Annotated in this window: 15 protein-coding genes and 2 pseudogenes; 6 read left to right on the forward strand and 11 right to left on the reverse strand. The window is 63.4% G+C overall.

Annotated features, from left to right (window positions below; translation table 11 throughout):
- The first annotated feature begins 6 nt into the window (after positions 1-6).
- The 3 genes from fnr (at position 7) to G3N95_RS02930 (ending at position 2,427) form a co-directional block, all read left to right on the forward strand.
- Positions 7-813, forward strand: a complete 807-nt coding sequence (gene fnr, locus G3N95_RS02920; protein ID WP_205968436.1) for a fumarate/nitrate reduction transcriptional regulator Fnr — start codon at positions 7-9, stop codon at positions 811-813.
- A 33-nt stretch (positions 814-846) separates the two neighbouring features.
- Entirely contained in the window at positions 847-1,878 is a 1,032-nt protein-coding gene (locus tag G3N95_RS02925; protein ID WP_205968437.1) for a nitroreductase family protein, read from the forward strand.
- 168 nt (positions 1,879-2,046) lie between these two features.
- The gene (locus G3N95_RS02930; protein WP_205968438.1) at positions 2,047-2,427 is read left to right on the forward strand and encodes a DUF3564 domain-containing protein; all 381 of its coding nucleotides are present in this window, start codon (positions 2,047-2,049) and stop codon (positions 2,425-2,427) included.
- 39 nt (positions 2,428-2,466) lie between these two features.
- On the opposite strand, the gene G3N95_RS02935 is transcribed toward G3N95_RS02930, so the two are convergent.
- Entirely contained in the window at positions 2,467-2,784 is a 318-nt protein-coding gene (locus tag G3N95_RS02935; protein WP_205968762.1) for a hypothetical protein, read from the reverse strand.
- A gap of 209 nt (positions 2,785-2,993) precedes the next feature.
- On the opposite strand from G3N95_RS02935, the gene G3N95_RS02940 reads away from it, so the two are divergent.
- Positions 2,994-4,094, forward strand: a complete 1,101-nt coding sequence (locus G3N95_RS02940) for a PAS domain-containing sensor histidine kinase (protein WP_205968439.1) — start codon at positions 2,994-2,996, stop codon at positions 4,092-4,094.
- Positions 4,095-4,195: 101 nt separating this feature from the next.
- Here the strand turns inward: G3N95_RS02940 and G3N95_RS40480 are convergent.
- Both G3N95_RS40480 and G3N95_RS02950 read right to left on the reverse strand, forming a co-directional pair.
- Positions 4,196-4,447, reverse strand: a pseudogene (locus G3N95_RS40480) (DUF6691 family protein); the annotation flags it as partial.
- Between the two features lie 50 nt (positions 4,448-4,497).
- Positions 4,498-6,174 carry an AMP-binding protein gene (locus G3N95_RS02950; RefSeq protein ID WP_205968763.1) on the reverse strand — a complete coding sequence of 559 codons (1,677 nt, stop codon included), beginning with the start codon at positions 6,172-6,174 and terminating at the stop codon, positions 4,498-4,500.
- Between the two features lie 261 nt (positions 6,175-6,435).
- Here G3N95_RS02950 and G3N95_RS02955 point away from each other — a divergent pair, with 261 nt between their 5' ends.
- Positions 6,436-7,545, forward strand: a complete 1,110-nt coding sequence (locus G3N95_RS02955) for an AraC family transcriptional regulator (protein ID WP_205968441.1) — start codon at positions 6,436-6,438, stop codon at positions 7,543-7,545.
- Between the two features lie 167 nt (positions 7,546-7,712).
- The gene (locus G3N95_RS02960) at positions 7,713-8,648 is read left to right on the forward strand and encodes a histone deacetylase family protein (protein ID WP_205968442.1); all 936 of its coding nucleotides are present in this window, start codon (positions 7,713-7,715) and stop codon (positions 8,646-8,648) included.
- A 73-nt stretch (positions 8,649-8,721) separates the two neighbouring features.
- On the opposite strand, the gene G3N95_RS02965 is transcribed toward G3N95_RS02960, so the two are convergent.
- From G3N95_RS02965 to G3N95_RS03000, 8 genes and pseudogenes are all read right to left on the reverse strand, one after another.
- Positions 8,722-9,114, reverse strand: coding sequence for a 2-oxoglutarate dehydrogenase (locus tag G3N95_RS02965; protein ID WP_205968443.1), 393 nt, complete (start codon positions 9,112-9,114; stop codon positions 8,722-8,724).
- Between the two features lie 75 nt (positions 9,115-9,189).
- Positions 9,190-10,998 carry a peptidase S10 gene (locus G3N95_RS02970; protein ID WP_205968444.1) on the reverse strand — a complete coding sequence of 603 codons (1,809 nt, stop codon included), beginning with the start codon at positions 10,996-10,998 and terminating at the stop codon, positions 9,190-9,192.
- 518 nt (positions 10,999-11,516) lie between these two features.
- Positions 11,517-12,149 (reverse strand): c-type cytochrome, encoded by a 633-nt coding sequence (locus G3N95_RS02975; RefSeq protein WP_205968445.1) that lies wholly within the window; start codon positions 12,147-12,149, stop codon positions 11,517-11,519.
- A 74-nt stretch (positions 12,150-12,223) separates the two neighbouring features.
- Positions 12,224-12,457: pseudogene (locus G3N95_RS02980) on the reverse strand (quinonprotein alcohol dehydrogenase); the annotation flags it as partial.
- A 268-nt stretch (positions 12,458-12,725) separates the two neighbouring features.
- Positions 12,726-13,409: a GntR family transcriptional regulator gene (locus G3N95_RS02985; protein WP_205968446.1), complete on the reverse strand. Its 684-nt coding sequence runs from the start codon at positions 13,407-13,409 to the stop codon at positions 12,726-12,728.
- A 93-nt stretch (positions 13,410-13,502) separates the two neighbouring features.
- The gene (locus G3N95_RS02990; protein WP_205968447.1) at positions 13,503-14,288 is read right to left on the reverse strand and encodes a carboxymuconolactone decarboxylase family protein; all 786 of its coding nucleotides are present in this window, start codon (positions 14,286-14,288) and stop codon (positions 13,503-13,505) included.
- A 54-nt stretch (positions 14,289-14,342) separates the two neighbouring features.
- A complete protein-coding gene (locus tag G3N95_RS02995) occupies positions 14,343-14,738 on the reverse strand; it encodes a cupin domain-containing protein (RefSeq protein ID WP_205968448.1) in 396 nt (131 codons plus the stop codon).
- On the reverse strand, positions 14,735-15,664 hold the full coding sequence (locus G3N95_RS03000) for an NAD(P)-dependent oxidoreductase (protein ID WP_346778352.1): 930 nt from the start codon (positions 15,662-15,664) through the stop codon (positions 14,735-14,737). The genes G3N95_RS02995 and G3N95_RS03000 overlap by 4 nt, the downstream gene beginning before the upstream one ends.
- Positions 15,665-15,678 lie beyond the last annotated feature (14 nt).

The raw sequence follows: 15,678 nt of genomic DNA on the forward strand, positions 1-15,678 counted from the left end.
CCGATCATGCTTGCCGCAACCGACCTCGACACGGTCATCGACACCGCCATCGCCCCGATGAGTCCGCCGCCGCGCGCGGCAACCGTCGTGCCGATTCATCCTGTGGCACGAGCCGAACGCGCTCCGCAGCGCGCGTCCCGCTGCTCGACGTGCGCGATGCGCGCCCTCTGCATGCCCGCCGAACTGAGCGCGGCCGAACTCGCGCGGCTCGATTCGATCATCTGCGCGACGCGCTCGGTCAAGCGCGGGGACACGCTGTATCGCGCGGGAGATGCATTTCACAGCATCTACGCGGTGCGCGCGGGCTCGTTCAAGACGGTCGTGATGCATCGCGACGGCCGCGAGCATGTGACCGGCTTCCAGATTGCCGGCGAGGCGCTGGGGCTCGACGGCGTCGGCGCGGGTCAGCACAGTTGCGATGCGATTGCGCTCGAAGACAGCGCCGTCTGCATCATTCCGTTCGCGCAGCTCGAAGTGATCTGCCGCGAGATGAAACCGATGCAGCACCACATCTATCAGATGATGAGCAGCGAGATCGTCCGCGAGTCGAGCCAGATGATGCTGCTCGGCACGATGTCGGCGGAGCAGCGCGTCGCGACGTTTCTGCTGAATCTGTCGCGACGCTTCAAGGCGCGCGGCTTCTCGGCCGCCGAATTTCATCTGCGCATGACGCGCGAGGAAATCGGCTGCTATCTCGGCATGAAGCTCGAGACCGTGAGCCGCATGTTCTCGAAGTTCCACCGCGAGCGGCTCGTGTGTGCGAACGGCAAGACGATCCGTATCGTCGATCCCGAAGGACTCGCGCGCGTGTAACGCCTGCTTCGCCTCGCCCCGGAGGATGCCCCGATGGTTCACGCGTCTTCGCATTCCGCCTGGCAGATCGATGAAACGCATTTCGATCGTGCTGGCCCGCTCGCCGAACAACTGCGCTTCGCGCTTCAATACGCGGTGCTCGCGCCGTCCAATCACAATACCCAACCGTGGCGCTTCCTGATCGACGGCAACACCGTGCAGGTTTGCGCCGACCGGCTGCGCGCGCTGCCCGTCGTCGATCCATTCGACCGCGAGCTGCTCTTCAGCTGCGGTGCGGCGCTCTTCAATCTGCGCGTCGCGCTGAGCCATTTCGGCCTGGCCTATGCGATCACGCTGTTTCCATCGGACGCGGATCCCGACGTCGTCGCGCTGGTGCTCGTGTCGAATCACGGACATCGCGACATGGCGCTTGCGCCGCTCTTCGATGCGATCACGCAGCGCGTGACGACGCGCGCTCCCTTTGCGGACGAACCCGTTCCGGCCGCCGCGCAGCGCGCGCTGATCGACGCATGCGAGGCGGAAGGCGCGCTAGCCAGTTGCGTGCATGAACGGGCCGGTCGCCAGGCGATCGCGGATCTGGTCGCGGAAGCGGACCATATCCAGTTCGCCGACCCGCGTTTCAGGCGCGAACTCGCTGCATGGATTCATCCGCGTCACCGCGACGACGGCATGCCCTTGTATGGCGCGGCCGTCGGCGGGCTGCTCGATTTCGCGGTTCCGCTGGTCTCGGCCGTGGTGCGCGTGTTCGATGCAGGCGCGGGCGTTCCCGCCACGCATCGCCATCTCGTCGACGGATCGCCGCTGATGGTCGGCATTGCGACCGCGCGCAACGACCGCGAGGCGTGGCTCGCCGCCGGACAGGCGCTCGAACGCATGTTGCTGGTCGCAGCCGGCTTGGGCCTGACGGCGTCCTACCTTAATCAGCCGATAGAAATCAGCACGTTGCGCGTGCAGATCAGCAGCCTGCTCCATCTCGACGCGACACCGCAACTCTTGTTGCGCGTCGGACGCGGCCCGCACGCGGAGCATGCGCCAAGGCGTCCGCTCTCCGATGTCCTGTTCTGAGTTCATGGCCGGCGCGCTTTGACGCATGGGGATGTCCGCCGTCGTTGACGTGCCTCAATTTCCATCGACGGACACGCGATAGATTGAAACTGCGATCTACGCCACAGCACGATTCGCTGCCTCTCGCGCGAATCGCGCCCTTCCCGAGTGTCCGACAAGGAGCCGTCGATGAGAATCACCCTTCACCTCGATACGTTCGAATGTGCCGATCCCGCCGCCTACGCGATTCTCTGGCTCGACCGCGACGCGCGCAAATGGTCGCGCGAAGGACACGCGGCCATCGATCTGCCCGAATGGGGCACCCTGGCGCTCACGAAGGACAGCACGCGCATCCTGGGCGCCGCCGGCGCCGGCAAGGATCATCTCTACTGCGAACTGACGCGTCTCGATCTGCTGTCGCCGCAAGGGCCGTTCGAAGGCGAGTCGGGACACGTGCTCTGGTATCGCCATGCGGATCGCGCGCCCGTTGCAGGGCAATGGCATGTGCAGTGGATCGACGAAACCGACACGGAACCGGAGCACGGCGTCTTTGCGGACGACGAGCTCTGATATCCGACCCGCTTAAGCACAAGCGGCGCACCGTTTCGATCAACGCCGTCGCGTCGCTGCAATGGCCGCTGTCTGCAACGCCCGTTCCGCGGCGTCGAATGCGCAGCGCACGGCCTCTTCCGCACTCTCCGCCGCATAGCGCCCGATGGGCTCCAGTTCCTGCGTCGCGGTGACCAGATCGAGGCGCACATCGTAGAGCGGCTTGCCCGAGCGCAGACACAGCGCTTCGATGGCCAGACGGCAGTTCGACAGACGCGCGCCGAACCGTTGCAGGCGCACGAGCTGCATTGCCGCTTCGGCTTCGAGCGACGCCGAGGCACTGCAGCCGAGATACACAATCTGCATGCCGATGCCCATCATCGCCTCCCGTCGATCCGCTCTTCATTCGATGCGCGGACCTCGCGTCGCGCAAGCCCGTATCGCCAGCGTACCGGCGCGCGCGCGGCCACGATTGATGCAGGTCAACGCGCCTGGCCCGGCTCCCAAACTGGAACAACCGTTAGCGAACTGATATAACTCAGCTTCGAATGCGCGAAGCGTCGTCTGTCAAACTGCCGGGAGCCGCGATGGCCACGCCGAAGAACGAGCCGTCCCGCATCGCCAGAGCGGCATCCGCGTCGGATGTCCCGCTCGAAGACCGCTATGTGCTGCTGATCGAAGCCGTTCAGGATTACGCGATCTTCATGCTCGACGCGAACGGCAAGATCTCCAGCTGGAATCCGGGCGCGCAGCGAATCAAGGGCTACACGCACGACGAGATCATTGGCCGGCACTTCTCGACGTTCTATACGGAAGAGGACATCGCCGCCGGCAAGCCCGCGCGCGAACTGGAAATCGCCGCCGCCGAAGGACACGTCGAGGACGAAGGCTGGCGCGTGCGGCGCGACGGTTCGCGCTTCTGGGCCAACGTCACCATTTCCGCCGTGCGCGACGCGAACGGCGCGTTGCTCGGCTTCGCCAAGGTGACGCGCGACATGACCGACCGCATGCGCCTCACGGAACTGGAACGGGCGAGCGAGGTGTCGGCGCAGGTGCAGATCACGCGTGAAAACGAGCAGAAGCGCATTGCGCGCGAATTGCACGACGATCTCGGGCAGCAACTGACCGCGCTGAAAATGAGCGTCGCGCTGATCGAAGGGACATTGGCAAAAAAGGACGAAACCGCGCATCTCGTGCCGCAGACCCACGCGCTGCAACAGGAAATAGACGCCATGGCGATGTCGTTGCGCCGCATCGCCGCGGACCTTCGTCCTCCGCTGCTCGACGATCTCGGTTTGACGGCCGCGCTCGAATGGCTCGCCGAGGACTTCACGAAGCGCTACGGCGTCGTCGCGACGGTCCACGTCGAGACGGACGAACCGCAGTTCAACGAGTTCGCTTCGACGACGCTGTTCCGCATCGTGCAGGAAGCGCTGACCAATGTCGCGCGCCACGCGGCGGCGAGCCACGTGCGCATCGAGCTTGCGCGCGAAGGCGACAGGCTGGCGCTGGAAATCGAGGATAACGGCGTGGGCGCGACGCCAGGCTTGCCGACCGGCAACACGTCGTTCGGGTTGCTCGGTATCCGCGAACGCGTCAGGCAATTGCACGGCACCGTGTCGTACATCAGTTCGCCCGGCGCGGGCTTTCGCATTTCGATCCGCGTGCCCTTGGCCAACGTGCAATGACGCGACAATGACGCAAGCGCGTCAAGAGCGAGCATCGCGTCGAAAGCAGAGCCGGGACAGGCCGTTCATCCGGCAACGAAGCGATGTCACATCGAACCAGCTTAGGCCCGCTGCCGCGTGTGCTGCAATCGTTCGAGCAATTCGAATGCCGCCATGCCGCCGAGCATCGCCGCGACGAAAACCCACGCCTTCGTGGAGCCCGCGCCGAGCGCGACCAGCGCCGGCCCCGGGCAAAACCCCGCGATGCCCCAGCCGACGCCAAACGCGGCGCTGCCTGGCACGAGCCTCGCGGTCACGGCGGCGCTGGCGGGAATCTGCATCGGCAGGCCCAGCAGCGATTTTGTGCGGGCACGGCATCCGCCTATGGGCGCAATTGTTTCCTGGCTGTCGCGGGAATGGAAGATCAATCGACGCCGCGCAGTTCCCGCCGAAGGATCTTGCCCACTGTCGACTTCGGCAACGCATCGACGAAACGGATGATCTTCGGCACCTTGTACGCGGCCATGCTGGCCCGGCAATGTGCGATCAGCGCGTCCGGCGTGAGTTCGACGCCCGGCGCGGTGACGACGAACAGCTTCAGCGCCTCGCCCGTCCTTTCATCCGGCACGCCGACGCACGCGCATTCGGCGACGCCCGGCAGCGCCGTCGCCACCGCTTCCACTTCGTTCGGATAGACGTTGAAGCCGGACACCAGCACCATGTCTTTCTTGCGATCCACGATCCTGAGGAAACCCTGCGCGTCGAACACGCCCACGTCGCCCGTGCGGAAGTAGCCGTCCGCCGTGAACGCGCGCGCGTTGGCCTCCGGCTGCTGCCAGTAGCCGCGCATCACCTGCGGACCCTTGACGCAGATTTCGCCGGGCTCGCCGATGGCGGCTTCGCGGTTCTCGTCGTCGAGCAGTTTGACGTCGGTGGAAGGCACGGGAAGACCGATCGTGCCCGTGAACGCTTCGATGAATTGCGGGTTGAACGACACGACGGGCGAGGTCTCCGACAGCCCATAGCCTTCGCGGATGAAGCTGCCCGTCACCGACTTCCAGCGCTGCGACACGACGTCGATCACAGCCGCCCCGCCGCCCGCCGACAACCTGAGCCGCGACCAGTCCACTTCCGCGAGGCGCGGATGGGCCGCGAGACACGCATACAGCGTGTTGACGCCGACGAAGATGGTCGGACGCGCGGCCTTGAGCACGTCGATGAGGGAATCGACATCGCGCGGATTCGCGACGAGCCAGTTCTCCGCGCCGACGGAGAAGTACGTGAGGAAGTTCACCGTGAGCGCGAAGATGTGATACAGCGGGATCGCCGTCACGACGACTTCTTCGCCGGGCCGTATCGCGTCGGGCATGAACGCCTTGAACTGCTCGATGTTCGCGACGAGATTGCGATGCGTCAGCACGGCGCCCTTCGACAGCCCCGTCGTGCCGCCCGTGTATTGCAGGAACAGCAGATCGCTGCCGTCGACATCGACGGGATCCGCTTCGAGTTGCGCGCCTTGCGCGAGCGCTTGCCGGAATGTGATCGCGTTGTGCAGCGTTGCGTCGGCGGCAGGGCCGGCAATGCCCGCGCCGCTGCCGTCCCCCGCGCCCGCTGTGATGACCGTGTTGATCTTCGTGCTGCCGATCGCTTCGGCCAGCGTGCGTGTCGAGCCGTCGAAGACGACGATGGTTTCGACGCCCGCGTCGTTGAGCTGATGCTCCAGTTCGCGCGCCGTGTACAGCGGATTGACGTTGACCTGCACGCCGCCGATCTTCGCAATCGCGATGAACGCGATCGGAAAGGCCGGCAGGTTCGGCAGCATCACGGCCACGCGATCGCCTTGACGGACGCCCGCCACCTTCTGCAGATAAGCGGCGAATGCCGTCGACAAGCGGTCGATGTCCGCGTACGTCAACGTCTGGCCGAACGCGCGAAACGCGGGCTTCGCCGCGAACCGCTGCATCGCGGCTTCGATCAGCGCGTTGATGGATGGGTAGCGATCGGCGTCGATCTCCACGGGGATCGAGCCGTATGAGGCGATCCAGTGCCGGTCGCCCGTCGGGCGTTCTCCGGATGAGTTCGTGCAAAGGCTGGGCTTGATGTGGCTGTCGTCCACGTTGTCTCCTGATATCGCTTTTGTGCAGTAGAGACTATCGCCCGCAGAGCGTGTGTTGCAAATGATCGGTGCGGCCGAATCGGTGATCGAAACGGACAATCTACGTCTGGCCGATGTAAGCGCGAGGATTCGCTGAAGCGCCTTATGCGGCGGTTGCGATCAGGGTGAACCCTATGGCGGGTGGATCCGATCGGGCGCAGAATTCCGGGCACGCAACCGGTATCGATTCGGACACAGGACCTCGACATGCAGCAGCGCGCACCGGCGACGGCCACGCATCATCAGGGCGAGCGCCCCGCACAGGCGTCGTCGGCCGTCGCATGGCGCGAGAAGCGCTTCGCGCCGTCGAAGCTCGTCGCGCTGCTCGACGTTACATCGCAAGCCGGCCTCGATGCGAATGCCGTGCTGGCGGGCACGGAACTCGACGCCGCGGCCGTCGCCAACCCGTTCACGCTCACGTCGTCGCTGCAATTTCTGACGGCCGCCCGCAATGCCGTGCGGATGTATGCGAGGCCCGATCTTGGCGTGCGCGTCGGATGCAGCCTGCATGCATCGAGCTACGGCATGTACGGCTATGCGCTGCTGTGCTCGGAGGCGATGACTCAAACGTTCGATACCGCCGTCAAATATCATCAGCTCGCCAACGGGATGCTCGATATCCGCTGGGCCGAGCATGACGACGCAGCGACATGGATCTTCCCGAACCGCGACGAAGTGCGCGTGCCCGACGTCGACGAGCCGCTGTACGACTTCCTGATCGATTTGCAGTTCGCCGTGCACGTGACGGTCATCAAGGACGTGATGGGCGCGTGGTGCGTGCCGGCGCGCGCCTCGTTCACACGGGCGCAGCCGCCGCATGCGGCGCTGCTTGCGGACGCGCTCGAATGTCCGCTCGCCTTCGACCAGTCGCAGAACCTGTTGAGCTACCCCGCAGCATGGCTGTCGCGCGCGCCGCAACTGGCGAATCCGATCACGGCCGCGCAGGTCTCGACGCAATGTGCACGGCTGGTCGAACAGTTCCGCTGGCAGGCGGGCGTCACGCGGCGCGTCTATCAGGAACTCACGCGCACGCCGGGCAGATTCCCCGATATCGAACAGATCGCCGAAAGCCTGTGCATGACCTCGCGCACGCTGCGCCGCAAGCTCGAAGCGGAAGGCGCGTCGTATAGCGAGCTGCTGACGGGCGTGCGCAAGGCGCTCGCCGTCGACTATCTGAACACGACCGCGCTGAGCATCGAAGACATCGCGCTGACGCTGGGTTTCAGCGACGCCGTGAGCTTCCGTCATGCTTTCAAGCGCTGGACGGGCAAGACACCGAACGAGGTGCGGCGCGATGGCGGCGCGGCGCTTCCATAAACGAACGTCTATAGCGAGCCAAAGTTTGTTTGATTGTTCGGTGCGAAAGTCGCGACCTTACACTTGAAGGACGAACGGCAACCGCTCGCGTCGCGAAGCGCGTTCCCCACATTCCACAACATCAACGCCAAGGAGACGATGCCCGTTCTGTCGAGCATCCGCAGCCCATGCCGCCTACCCTCGTCTACACGCACGCCGCCTGCCTGAACCATAAGCCTGGCCCGCATCATCCCGAATCCCCGGAACGGCTCGACACCGTGCTGAAAACCTTGCGCTCCCCCGAATTCGCCGCGCTCGAATGGCGCGACGCGCCGATGGGCACCGTCGAACAGGTGCAGCTCATTCACAGCCAGGACTTCATCGACGAGGTTGCCGGGATCGCGCCGGCGCACGGTTATATGCCGCTCGACGGCGGCGATACGGTGATGTCGCCGGGTTCGTGGGAAGCCGTGATGCGCTGCGTCGGCGCGGCATGCGCGGGCGTCGATGCCGTGCTCGCCGACGAAGCACGCAACGTGTTCTGCGCGACGCGTCCATGCGGGCATCATGCCGAGCCGTCGAAGGCGATGGGCTTTTGCATCTTCAATCAGGCCGCGATCGCCGCAGCGTATGCCTATGAAGTACAGAGACTGGCGCGCGTGGCCGTCGTCGATTTCGACGTGCATCACGGCAACGGCACACAGGCCGCGTTCTACAACCGGCCCGAACTCTTCTATGCGTCGAGCCATCAATCGCCGCTGTATCCCGGCACGGGCAAGGCAGCCGAAACGGGCGTGAGCCACAACGTCCTCAACGTGCCGCTGCCGCCGGGTTGCGACTCGCAGTTGTTCCGCTCGCGTATCGAACTCGACATGCTGCCTGCCGTGCGCGAGTTCGACCCTGAGCTGATCATCATTTCAGCGGGCTTCGATGCGCATCGTCTCGATCCGCTCGCCGCGCTGCGCCTCGACGACGACGACTTCTACTGGATCACGCGCGAACTGGTGCAGATCGCCGACGAGGCATGCGGCGGCCGTATCGTGTCGATACTCGAAGGCGGGTACAGCATGGAGGGGCTGTCGGGCGGCACGCGCGCGCATGTGCGTGCGTTGATGGGGCTTTGAGAGCTTTCTTTCCGCGCAGCTGATTTGATTAGCCCACGCCTCGACACCATTCGAGGCGTGGGCACGTCACACGTTACTGCCGCTGTTGCTGCTGTAAATACTGGCGCACGTCATTCAACGACACGCGGCCCGAATGCGCCGTGTCGATCTGATCGAAGTGCCTGGCGATAAAGCCGAGACCGCTGCTTTGCGCCTGCGCTTTGGTGATCGATGCGCCGTTGCTCAGTACCGAGTTCCCTCCCATACGCGCGTCGACCCGCTGTTGTGCCTGCTGCTGCAATTGCGTTCCCGTGGTTGGCGCGACAGCCGCGGCGCGGCTGGCCGGAAAGAATGGACCGTCGACGCCATGACCGCCCTTCGGCAGCGTGACGGGCGCGACTGCCTGCGTCGCGGCGTACGCACTGCCCGTCACGGCGCCGACAACGACGACGACAAGAATGCGCGACAACATATCGATTCGAGACATGATCACTCGCCCTGAATAGATGAGCCGGAGATCCCCGCTTCCGCAGGGATCGGATCGTTCAAACCTGCTTCAAGCTTACTGCGTCGCCGCCGCCTGCGCTGTGGATGTCGGCGTACCCGCCGGGCTCTCGTCTCGCCACGGCGCAGGCAATGTCCAAAGCGACAGCGCGAGCGGTATTGGCTGGCCGCCATAGTAGTCGACGAGATCGCTCTTCATCTTCGGACGCGCGACGTCATCCAGATAGATCATGTGTCCGCCCTGGAAGAAGTTCACCTGCAAATCAGGATTCAGACCACCCACCGTTTGCAGACGCGCGAGTTCTTTCTCCGTCGTGAAGAACGGCGTCGCGAGATCGTGATAGCCGTTTTCCGCGAGCACCTTCAGCTTCGGATTCAACGTGAGCGCGCCGAGCAGATCGGGCAACGTGTCGGGCAACGGCTGACCGTCATGCGAGAAGTCCCACGCTTCGATGATGTTGTCGTTCAGCGGCATGTAGGTCGCGTTGGGCGCGGTGTAGCCGAGATAGTCGGGCATCTGCGACGCCAGCGCCGTCGTGAACGGCTGCGAGATCAGGATGTCCGAGGGGTCACCGTCCGTCTGCAGACGCGGGTCCGAGTTGGGCAGCGACACCCGTCCATCGTAGCGGCCGATAGTGGTGCCCGGAATCAACGACGTCCCGAACGAATTGACGCTGAAGTAGCCTTGCAGCGCCTGCAACGTCAGGCTCGAAGGCCATTCCCACGACTGAAGCGTGCGCGTCGACGGCACCACCGGGTTGCCGAGCGCATCGGGAATGCCGAGCTGGCTCAGCACCCATGTCTGCGCGTACTTTTTGAAGTGGTTGTATTGGCCGGTCGCGAATATCTCCGATTGCAACGCGAACAGCCCCTGATCGATCAATGGCGGCGACACCTGCCGGTAATACGCGGCGACTTCCGCATAGCCGGGGTAATAGCCGGCGAGCGTATCGGTATCGAGTTGCAGCCCCAGCGTGTCAAGCGTGATTGCCACGGCTTCGATGGAGTCGGCGAAGTAGTTGAGTATCGACGATTGCAGCACGATGCCCGTCAGATGCACACCAGACGTTTCGAGTGCGAGCGCGAGCATGTCGGTGCGCGGTGTGCCGTACGATTCGCCGTACAGATAGATCGGCGAATCGCTGCGATTATTCGCGGCCAGATAGCGGATGATGAAATCGCGCATGATGTCGACGTCGGAATCGACGCCCCAGTACTCCTTGTTCGTATGCGGCAGCACCGCTTCCGAAAGCCCCGTGCCCGGAGGATCGATGAACACCATGTCGGTGGTGTCGATCAGGCTCTCCGCGTTATCGACGAGCGGATAGTTCGGCCAGTTGGTGAGCAGCGGATCGGGCGTCGCGACGCGCGTCGGCGCGAACGAGCCGAGACGCAGCCAGATCGACGACGAACCGGGGCCGCCGTTATAGAGGAACGTCACCGGGCGCGGCTTGCCGTTCGTGCTGGGCGCCGTATAGGACACGTACGACATCGTGGCTTCCGGATTGCCGTTCGCGTCGGCGGCCGTTAAATGGCCTGTCGTCGTCGTGTAGTTGACGGTCGTCTTGCCCGACTTCCACTGGTAATGCATGACGGCCGCTTTCTCCGAGACCTGCGACTTCGCAAGGCCGTCGTTTGCATTCGGCGAATAGGCAACGAGGTCGACGTAGGGCTGATTCGCTGTTTGCGGTTGAGCTTGCGCGAGTGCGTTCGCCTGACTCAACGCGCTCGTCGCCGAAGAAGCGGAACCGCTATCGCCGCCACCGCATCCCGCGACGATCAGCATGGCAAGAATCATCGAACCTGACGCAGCGAGCCACCCCTGACGACGCGGGCGGTTGCGGCTGGTACTACCGTCTGGCTTCATTTTCTGTCCTTGTGATAGGTAGGCTAACCGTGACACAAAGGCCGCCTTCGCCGGCGAGGCGCATAGGAAATGGACAGCGAGTGCAGAACGCGTCGGCACCGATAGCGGCTGACATTTGACTTTCGTGTTTCTAACAGCCTTAATACAATTAAACGGTCTTTCTTTTAATCAGTATCACTAATTACATACCAAGAGACAGGCCGGTAATTTGTTCTCGATATTCGAATTGCTTCGCCCAGGAAAGATTTGGTAATGAATGGTGGCAGAGGAAAAATAGGAGGTCGAATAGGTCTTTGTCAAGGCGCGTTTTCGCGCTTCATGCGTCCTGGATAGGGTTCAATCCAGACACCTTAAAATCTCTAGAATTTTATAAATCGGCAGCACCCATGCGCAATGCCGGATTTAATTGAAGGACGAAAAAGCCAAAGCTTCTTTAAGTCTTTTTATCGACATCAATGCGAATAACGCCGTTGATCATTCAATTCGATGCATGGTTCCGTGCTACCGCCTCACAACCACTACCGCAGGTTCGCGACATAGCCGGCGAGATTGCGAATATCGTCGTCAGTCAGATTTCGCGCGACGCTGCCCATGTTGCCTGCATCGTTGGTGCGCGTGCGGGAACGGAAGTCCTGCAACTGCTTGATGATGTACTGATAGTGCTGCCCCGCCACGCGCGGCATCTCGTTCCGCCCTGAGAAGTTGTCCTGATGACACTTCGTACACAATTCTTCCTGAGATTTCTTGCGCCCCGCTTCGACAGCCGCGCTATCCGCCTTGAAATCGATGGGCGTGGGCTTTTGCGCGGCGAAATAGTCGGCGAGATTCTGCATATCGTTCTTCGACAGTTTCGCCGCCATTGGCGACATGCGCGGATCCTTGCGTCGGCCTTCCCTGAAGTCCGTCAACTGGAGATACGTGTACCGCGCGGGCTGCCCGGCAAGCATGGGATATTGTCCATCCGTCGAATTGCCCATCGGACCATGACACGCGACGCAAACCTGCGCTTTCGCCTTGCCCGCTTCCGCGTCGGCGCGCGCGTCGGTGGACGGCCACACGATGCCGCTCGCACACAAAAGAACCGCGCATGCACAAGCGATACTTCGCGACGCGCGCTGCGCGCCAATCGATGACGTCATGGCGCGAGTCATCACGGCAGCGCCAAAACCGGCACCATGTTGCCGCGCTTGAAGTCCCGCTGCGCGTTGCCGTGCGCCGCGACATCGAAGTGCCATTTGTATTTGCTCGTGTCGAGATCGATCGCGACGAGCGAATCCGTATAGACGTTCCAGCGGGATCGCGCCATCAAGATCGGGCGGCGGATTACCGACCGCGAAGAGCACGATATGCGTCTTCGGGTCGATGGTGCAGAAGTCGCCGCTCTTGTCGGGAATCGTGTAGGACGTCCAAAGCTTGCCCCGGGGTTCGCGTCGAATGCCTTCACGAAGCTGCGTATGCCGGCTGCGCAAATCGGGGCGAGCCGCGCTTCACTCTCGCCCTTAAAAGCCGGCTCAATTGACAAGCATAGGGGAAGCGCTACCGATTTACCATGCGCACGGCATCGCATTGGCGCGGCGTGGCCGCGCCAATGACGGTTGATTCACATATGAGGATTGAAGGCGGTTCGCGCCGCTACGTCGAGCGGCGCGAATGCAATACGGACGATGCTTCCGGAAGCGAGCGCATGGTGCGCCGCATCGAATGCGCACGCAACGGAGCGGGCACGCTCAAGCCTGCTGCGCGTCCTCGCTCTCGCCGAGCATGCGCATCGCAGCCTTCTCCGCGTTGGCCACGTGCAGACGCGCCAGTTCCTTCGCCTCGTCGGCGTTGCGTGCCTTGAGCGCCTTGTAGAGCTTGTCGATTTCGCGCAGGCTGCTCGGCAGCCGGTCGGGATGCATCAGCGACGTGGCGCGCAGTAGATTCACCCGCGAATACAGGCTATTCAGGATCTCCTTAACCAGCGCATTGCCGCAGTTGTCGAGCAGCACGTCGTAGAGCGCCGTCTTTGCCTTGAGGACCCCGGCCTGATCCTGGGCCGTTGCCTGCGCACGCAGTTCTTTCGCGGCCTCGCCGAACTGGGCAATGGCGTCGTCGCTGGCAAGCTTTGCGAATTCATGCGCCGCGAAGCCTTCGAGCAGCCCGCGCAGCGCATACAGCTCGCTCGCTTCCTGCTGCGACATCACCGCGACGATCGGGCCTTTGTGCGGCACGCTGCGCACGAGCTTTTCCGCTTCGAGCTTGCGCAACGCCTCGCGCACGGAGGTGCGGCTCACGCCAAGCGTCTCGCACAGCTCGCGTTCGATCAGCCGCGCGCCCGGCGCGAAGCGCCCGCTCATGATGGCCTGGCGCAGCACGTTTTCGACCTGATGACGCAGCGTCTCAGGCCGGACCAACCCGATATCAGTCGACATGATTGTCTTCCCGTCCGACAAAGTTCCAGTCGCTATGATACTTCACCGCCGGCCGTTTTCCGCCCTCCGATACGCATAAATCACGCGCTGTCGCTATCCATCGACGGCCATATGCCGCTTCGCGAGGGCCGCTTCCAGCAGCGGCGCGCCGAGTTCGGCACCATGAATACCCGTCGTGCTGACGATCTCCAGCAGCTCCATCAACTCGTCCGCCGTCGCGCCGTAGCGCAGCGCGTTGCGCATGTGCAGCTTGAGGCCGGGCACGTACAGATGCGTCGACGACGCATCGAACGCGCAGTACATGAACTCCTTGAGCTTCGGACTCAGCACGCCCGTGCGCCATGGCACCGAAGAAAACTCGACATACGCTTCGAACAGATCGGGATCGAGTTCGAGCAGCCCTTCCCACGTCGGATGCCAGTAGCCGCGATTCTTTTCGAACGCCTCCTTGAGCACGCGGCGACGTTCGTCGAGCGGCGCGGGCCCGACGCGCAGCCCTTCTTCTTCGAGCACTTCGAGCAGCACGGGCACGCCGACGTTGCTGGTGTGAATGCCGATCGTGCTGATCAGCTCCAGCACTTCCATCAGTTCTTCGCGCGTCGCGCCGAACGCCAGCGCGCGTTCCAGATGATGCGCGACGCCCGGACCATACAATTGCGTCGCGCAGGCATCGGCGGCCAGCGCGATGAACGCGCGTGTCTTGTCGTCCAGACGATTTCTGCGCTGCGGCACCGCGGAGAACTGCACGTACGCATCGACGAAGCCTGCATCGAGACGCAGCATGCTGTCCCACGCGGCATTCCACACGCCGTGCACGCGCATGAAGTCTTCCTTGACCTGCTGCGGTTCGCGTTGCGCACGCGCCGGTTCCTGCTTCATTCGCTCACTCCTGTTGACGATGATCCGTGCATGCGCGCCGCGATCGGCCCGCAGTCAGGCCGCAACCAGCCCCTTCGGATAATCCGCTTCGGCGACTTCTTCCTGCCACGTCGCCTTGCCGATCGACGTCGCGATGTGCACCATGTAGCTGCCGTCGCTCGCGCCGTGCCAGTGCCGCTCGTTCGGCCCGATGAACACGATGTCGCCCTGGCGGATTTCCTGCGGCGCCTCTCCGTCCTTGCAGATCCAGCCCTTGCCCGCCGTCACCTGCAGCACCTGGCCTTGCTCGTGCGTATGCCAGTAGGTGCGGCCGCGCGGCGCGAAGAACACCGTGTTGATGGTCACGCCGTCCGTCGTCGGCATCACCGGGTCGGCCCAGACCGTGCCCGAAAAGGTCTCGCCGCGCTGCTCCGACATCTTGCCTTCCGCCCTGCCGTGAAATACCTTCATGCCTGCTTCTCCTCTTTGCGAACCTTTCCGTCGAACAGCCGTACGCCGCCCGATACATCGCCGATCGCATCGACGACACGATTGCTGATCACATCGCCATAGCCGAGCGCCGTGCCGAGCCCGAAGCTCGCAAGCGGCCCCGCCGCATTCAGCGACACCACACCGAGTTCGCGCGCGAGATCGACATACAGCACGACGTCCTTCGTCATCAGCTTGCCCGTCAATCCACCTTCCAGATAATCACCGTCGACGATCTTCGGAAAACGGTTCAGCGTCGCGAAGTTGACGCCGCTGCTGCTGTTGAGCACGTCGAGCAGCAGATGCAGATCGAGTCCCGCCTTCTTGCCCGCTACCATCACTTCCGCGCTCGCCGCAAGGCTCACGGCATTGAGGAAGTTGTTCAGCAGCTTGGTGGTGTGACCCGCCCCGCTGTCGCCCATGTGCGCGACCTTCGAACTGATCGGCGCAAACGCCCATTTGAGCGCCTCTACAGCGCTCGCATCGCCGCCTACCATCAGCGTCAACGTGCCCTTCTCCGCCGCCGCCGCGCCGCCCGAAATGCCCGCGTCGACATACTGCACGCCGCTCTGCGTGAAGCGCCGCGCGAGCCGTATGGTCGAACTCGCGGCGGCCGTGCTCAGATCGACGACGATCTGTCCGGCGCGGCAATGCGCGAGCACGCCACCCTCGCCTTCGACCACGGCCTCGACGACCTTGCTGTCCGGCAGCGACATCATCACGACATCGGCGAACTTCATCACCTCAGCGATCGACGATGCAGCCTGCGCGCCCGTCGCCCTCACGCGCTCCGGCGCCGTGTCGTAGCCGAGCACTGAAATGCCCGCGTCGACGAGACGCCGCGTCATGCGGCCGCCCATGTTGCCGAGACCGATGAAACCGATCCTTTCCTTGTTCATGTCCGCTATTCCCTCGCAATCAG

The organism is Paraburkholderia sp. Tr-20389 (genome assembly GCF_017104565.1).
In the GTDB taxonomy this organism is placed as follows: Bacteria; Pseudomonadota; Gammaproteobacteria; order Burkholderiales; family Burkholderiaceae; genus Paraburkholderia.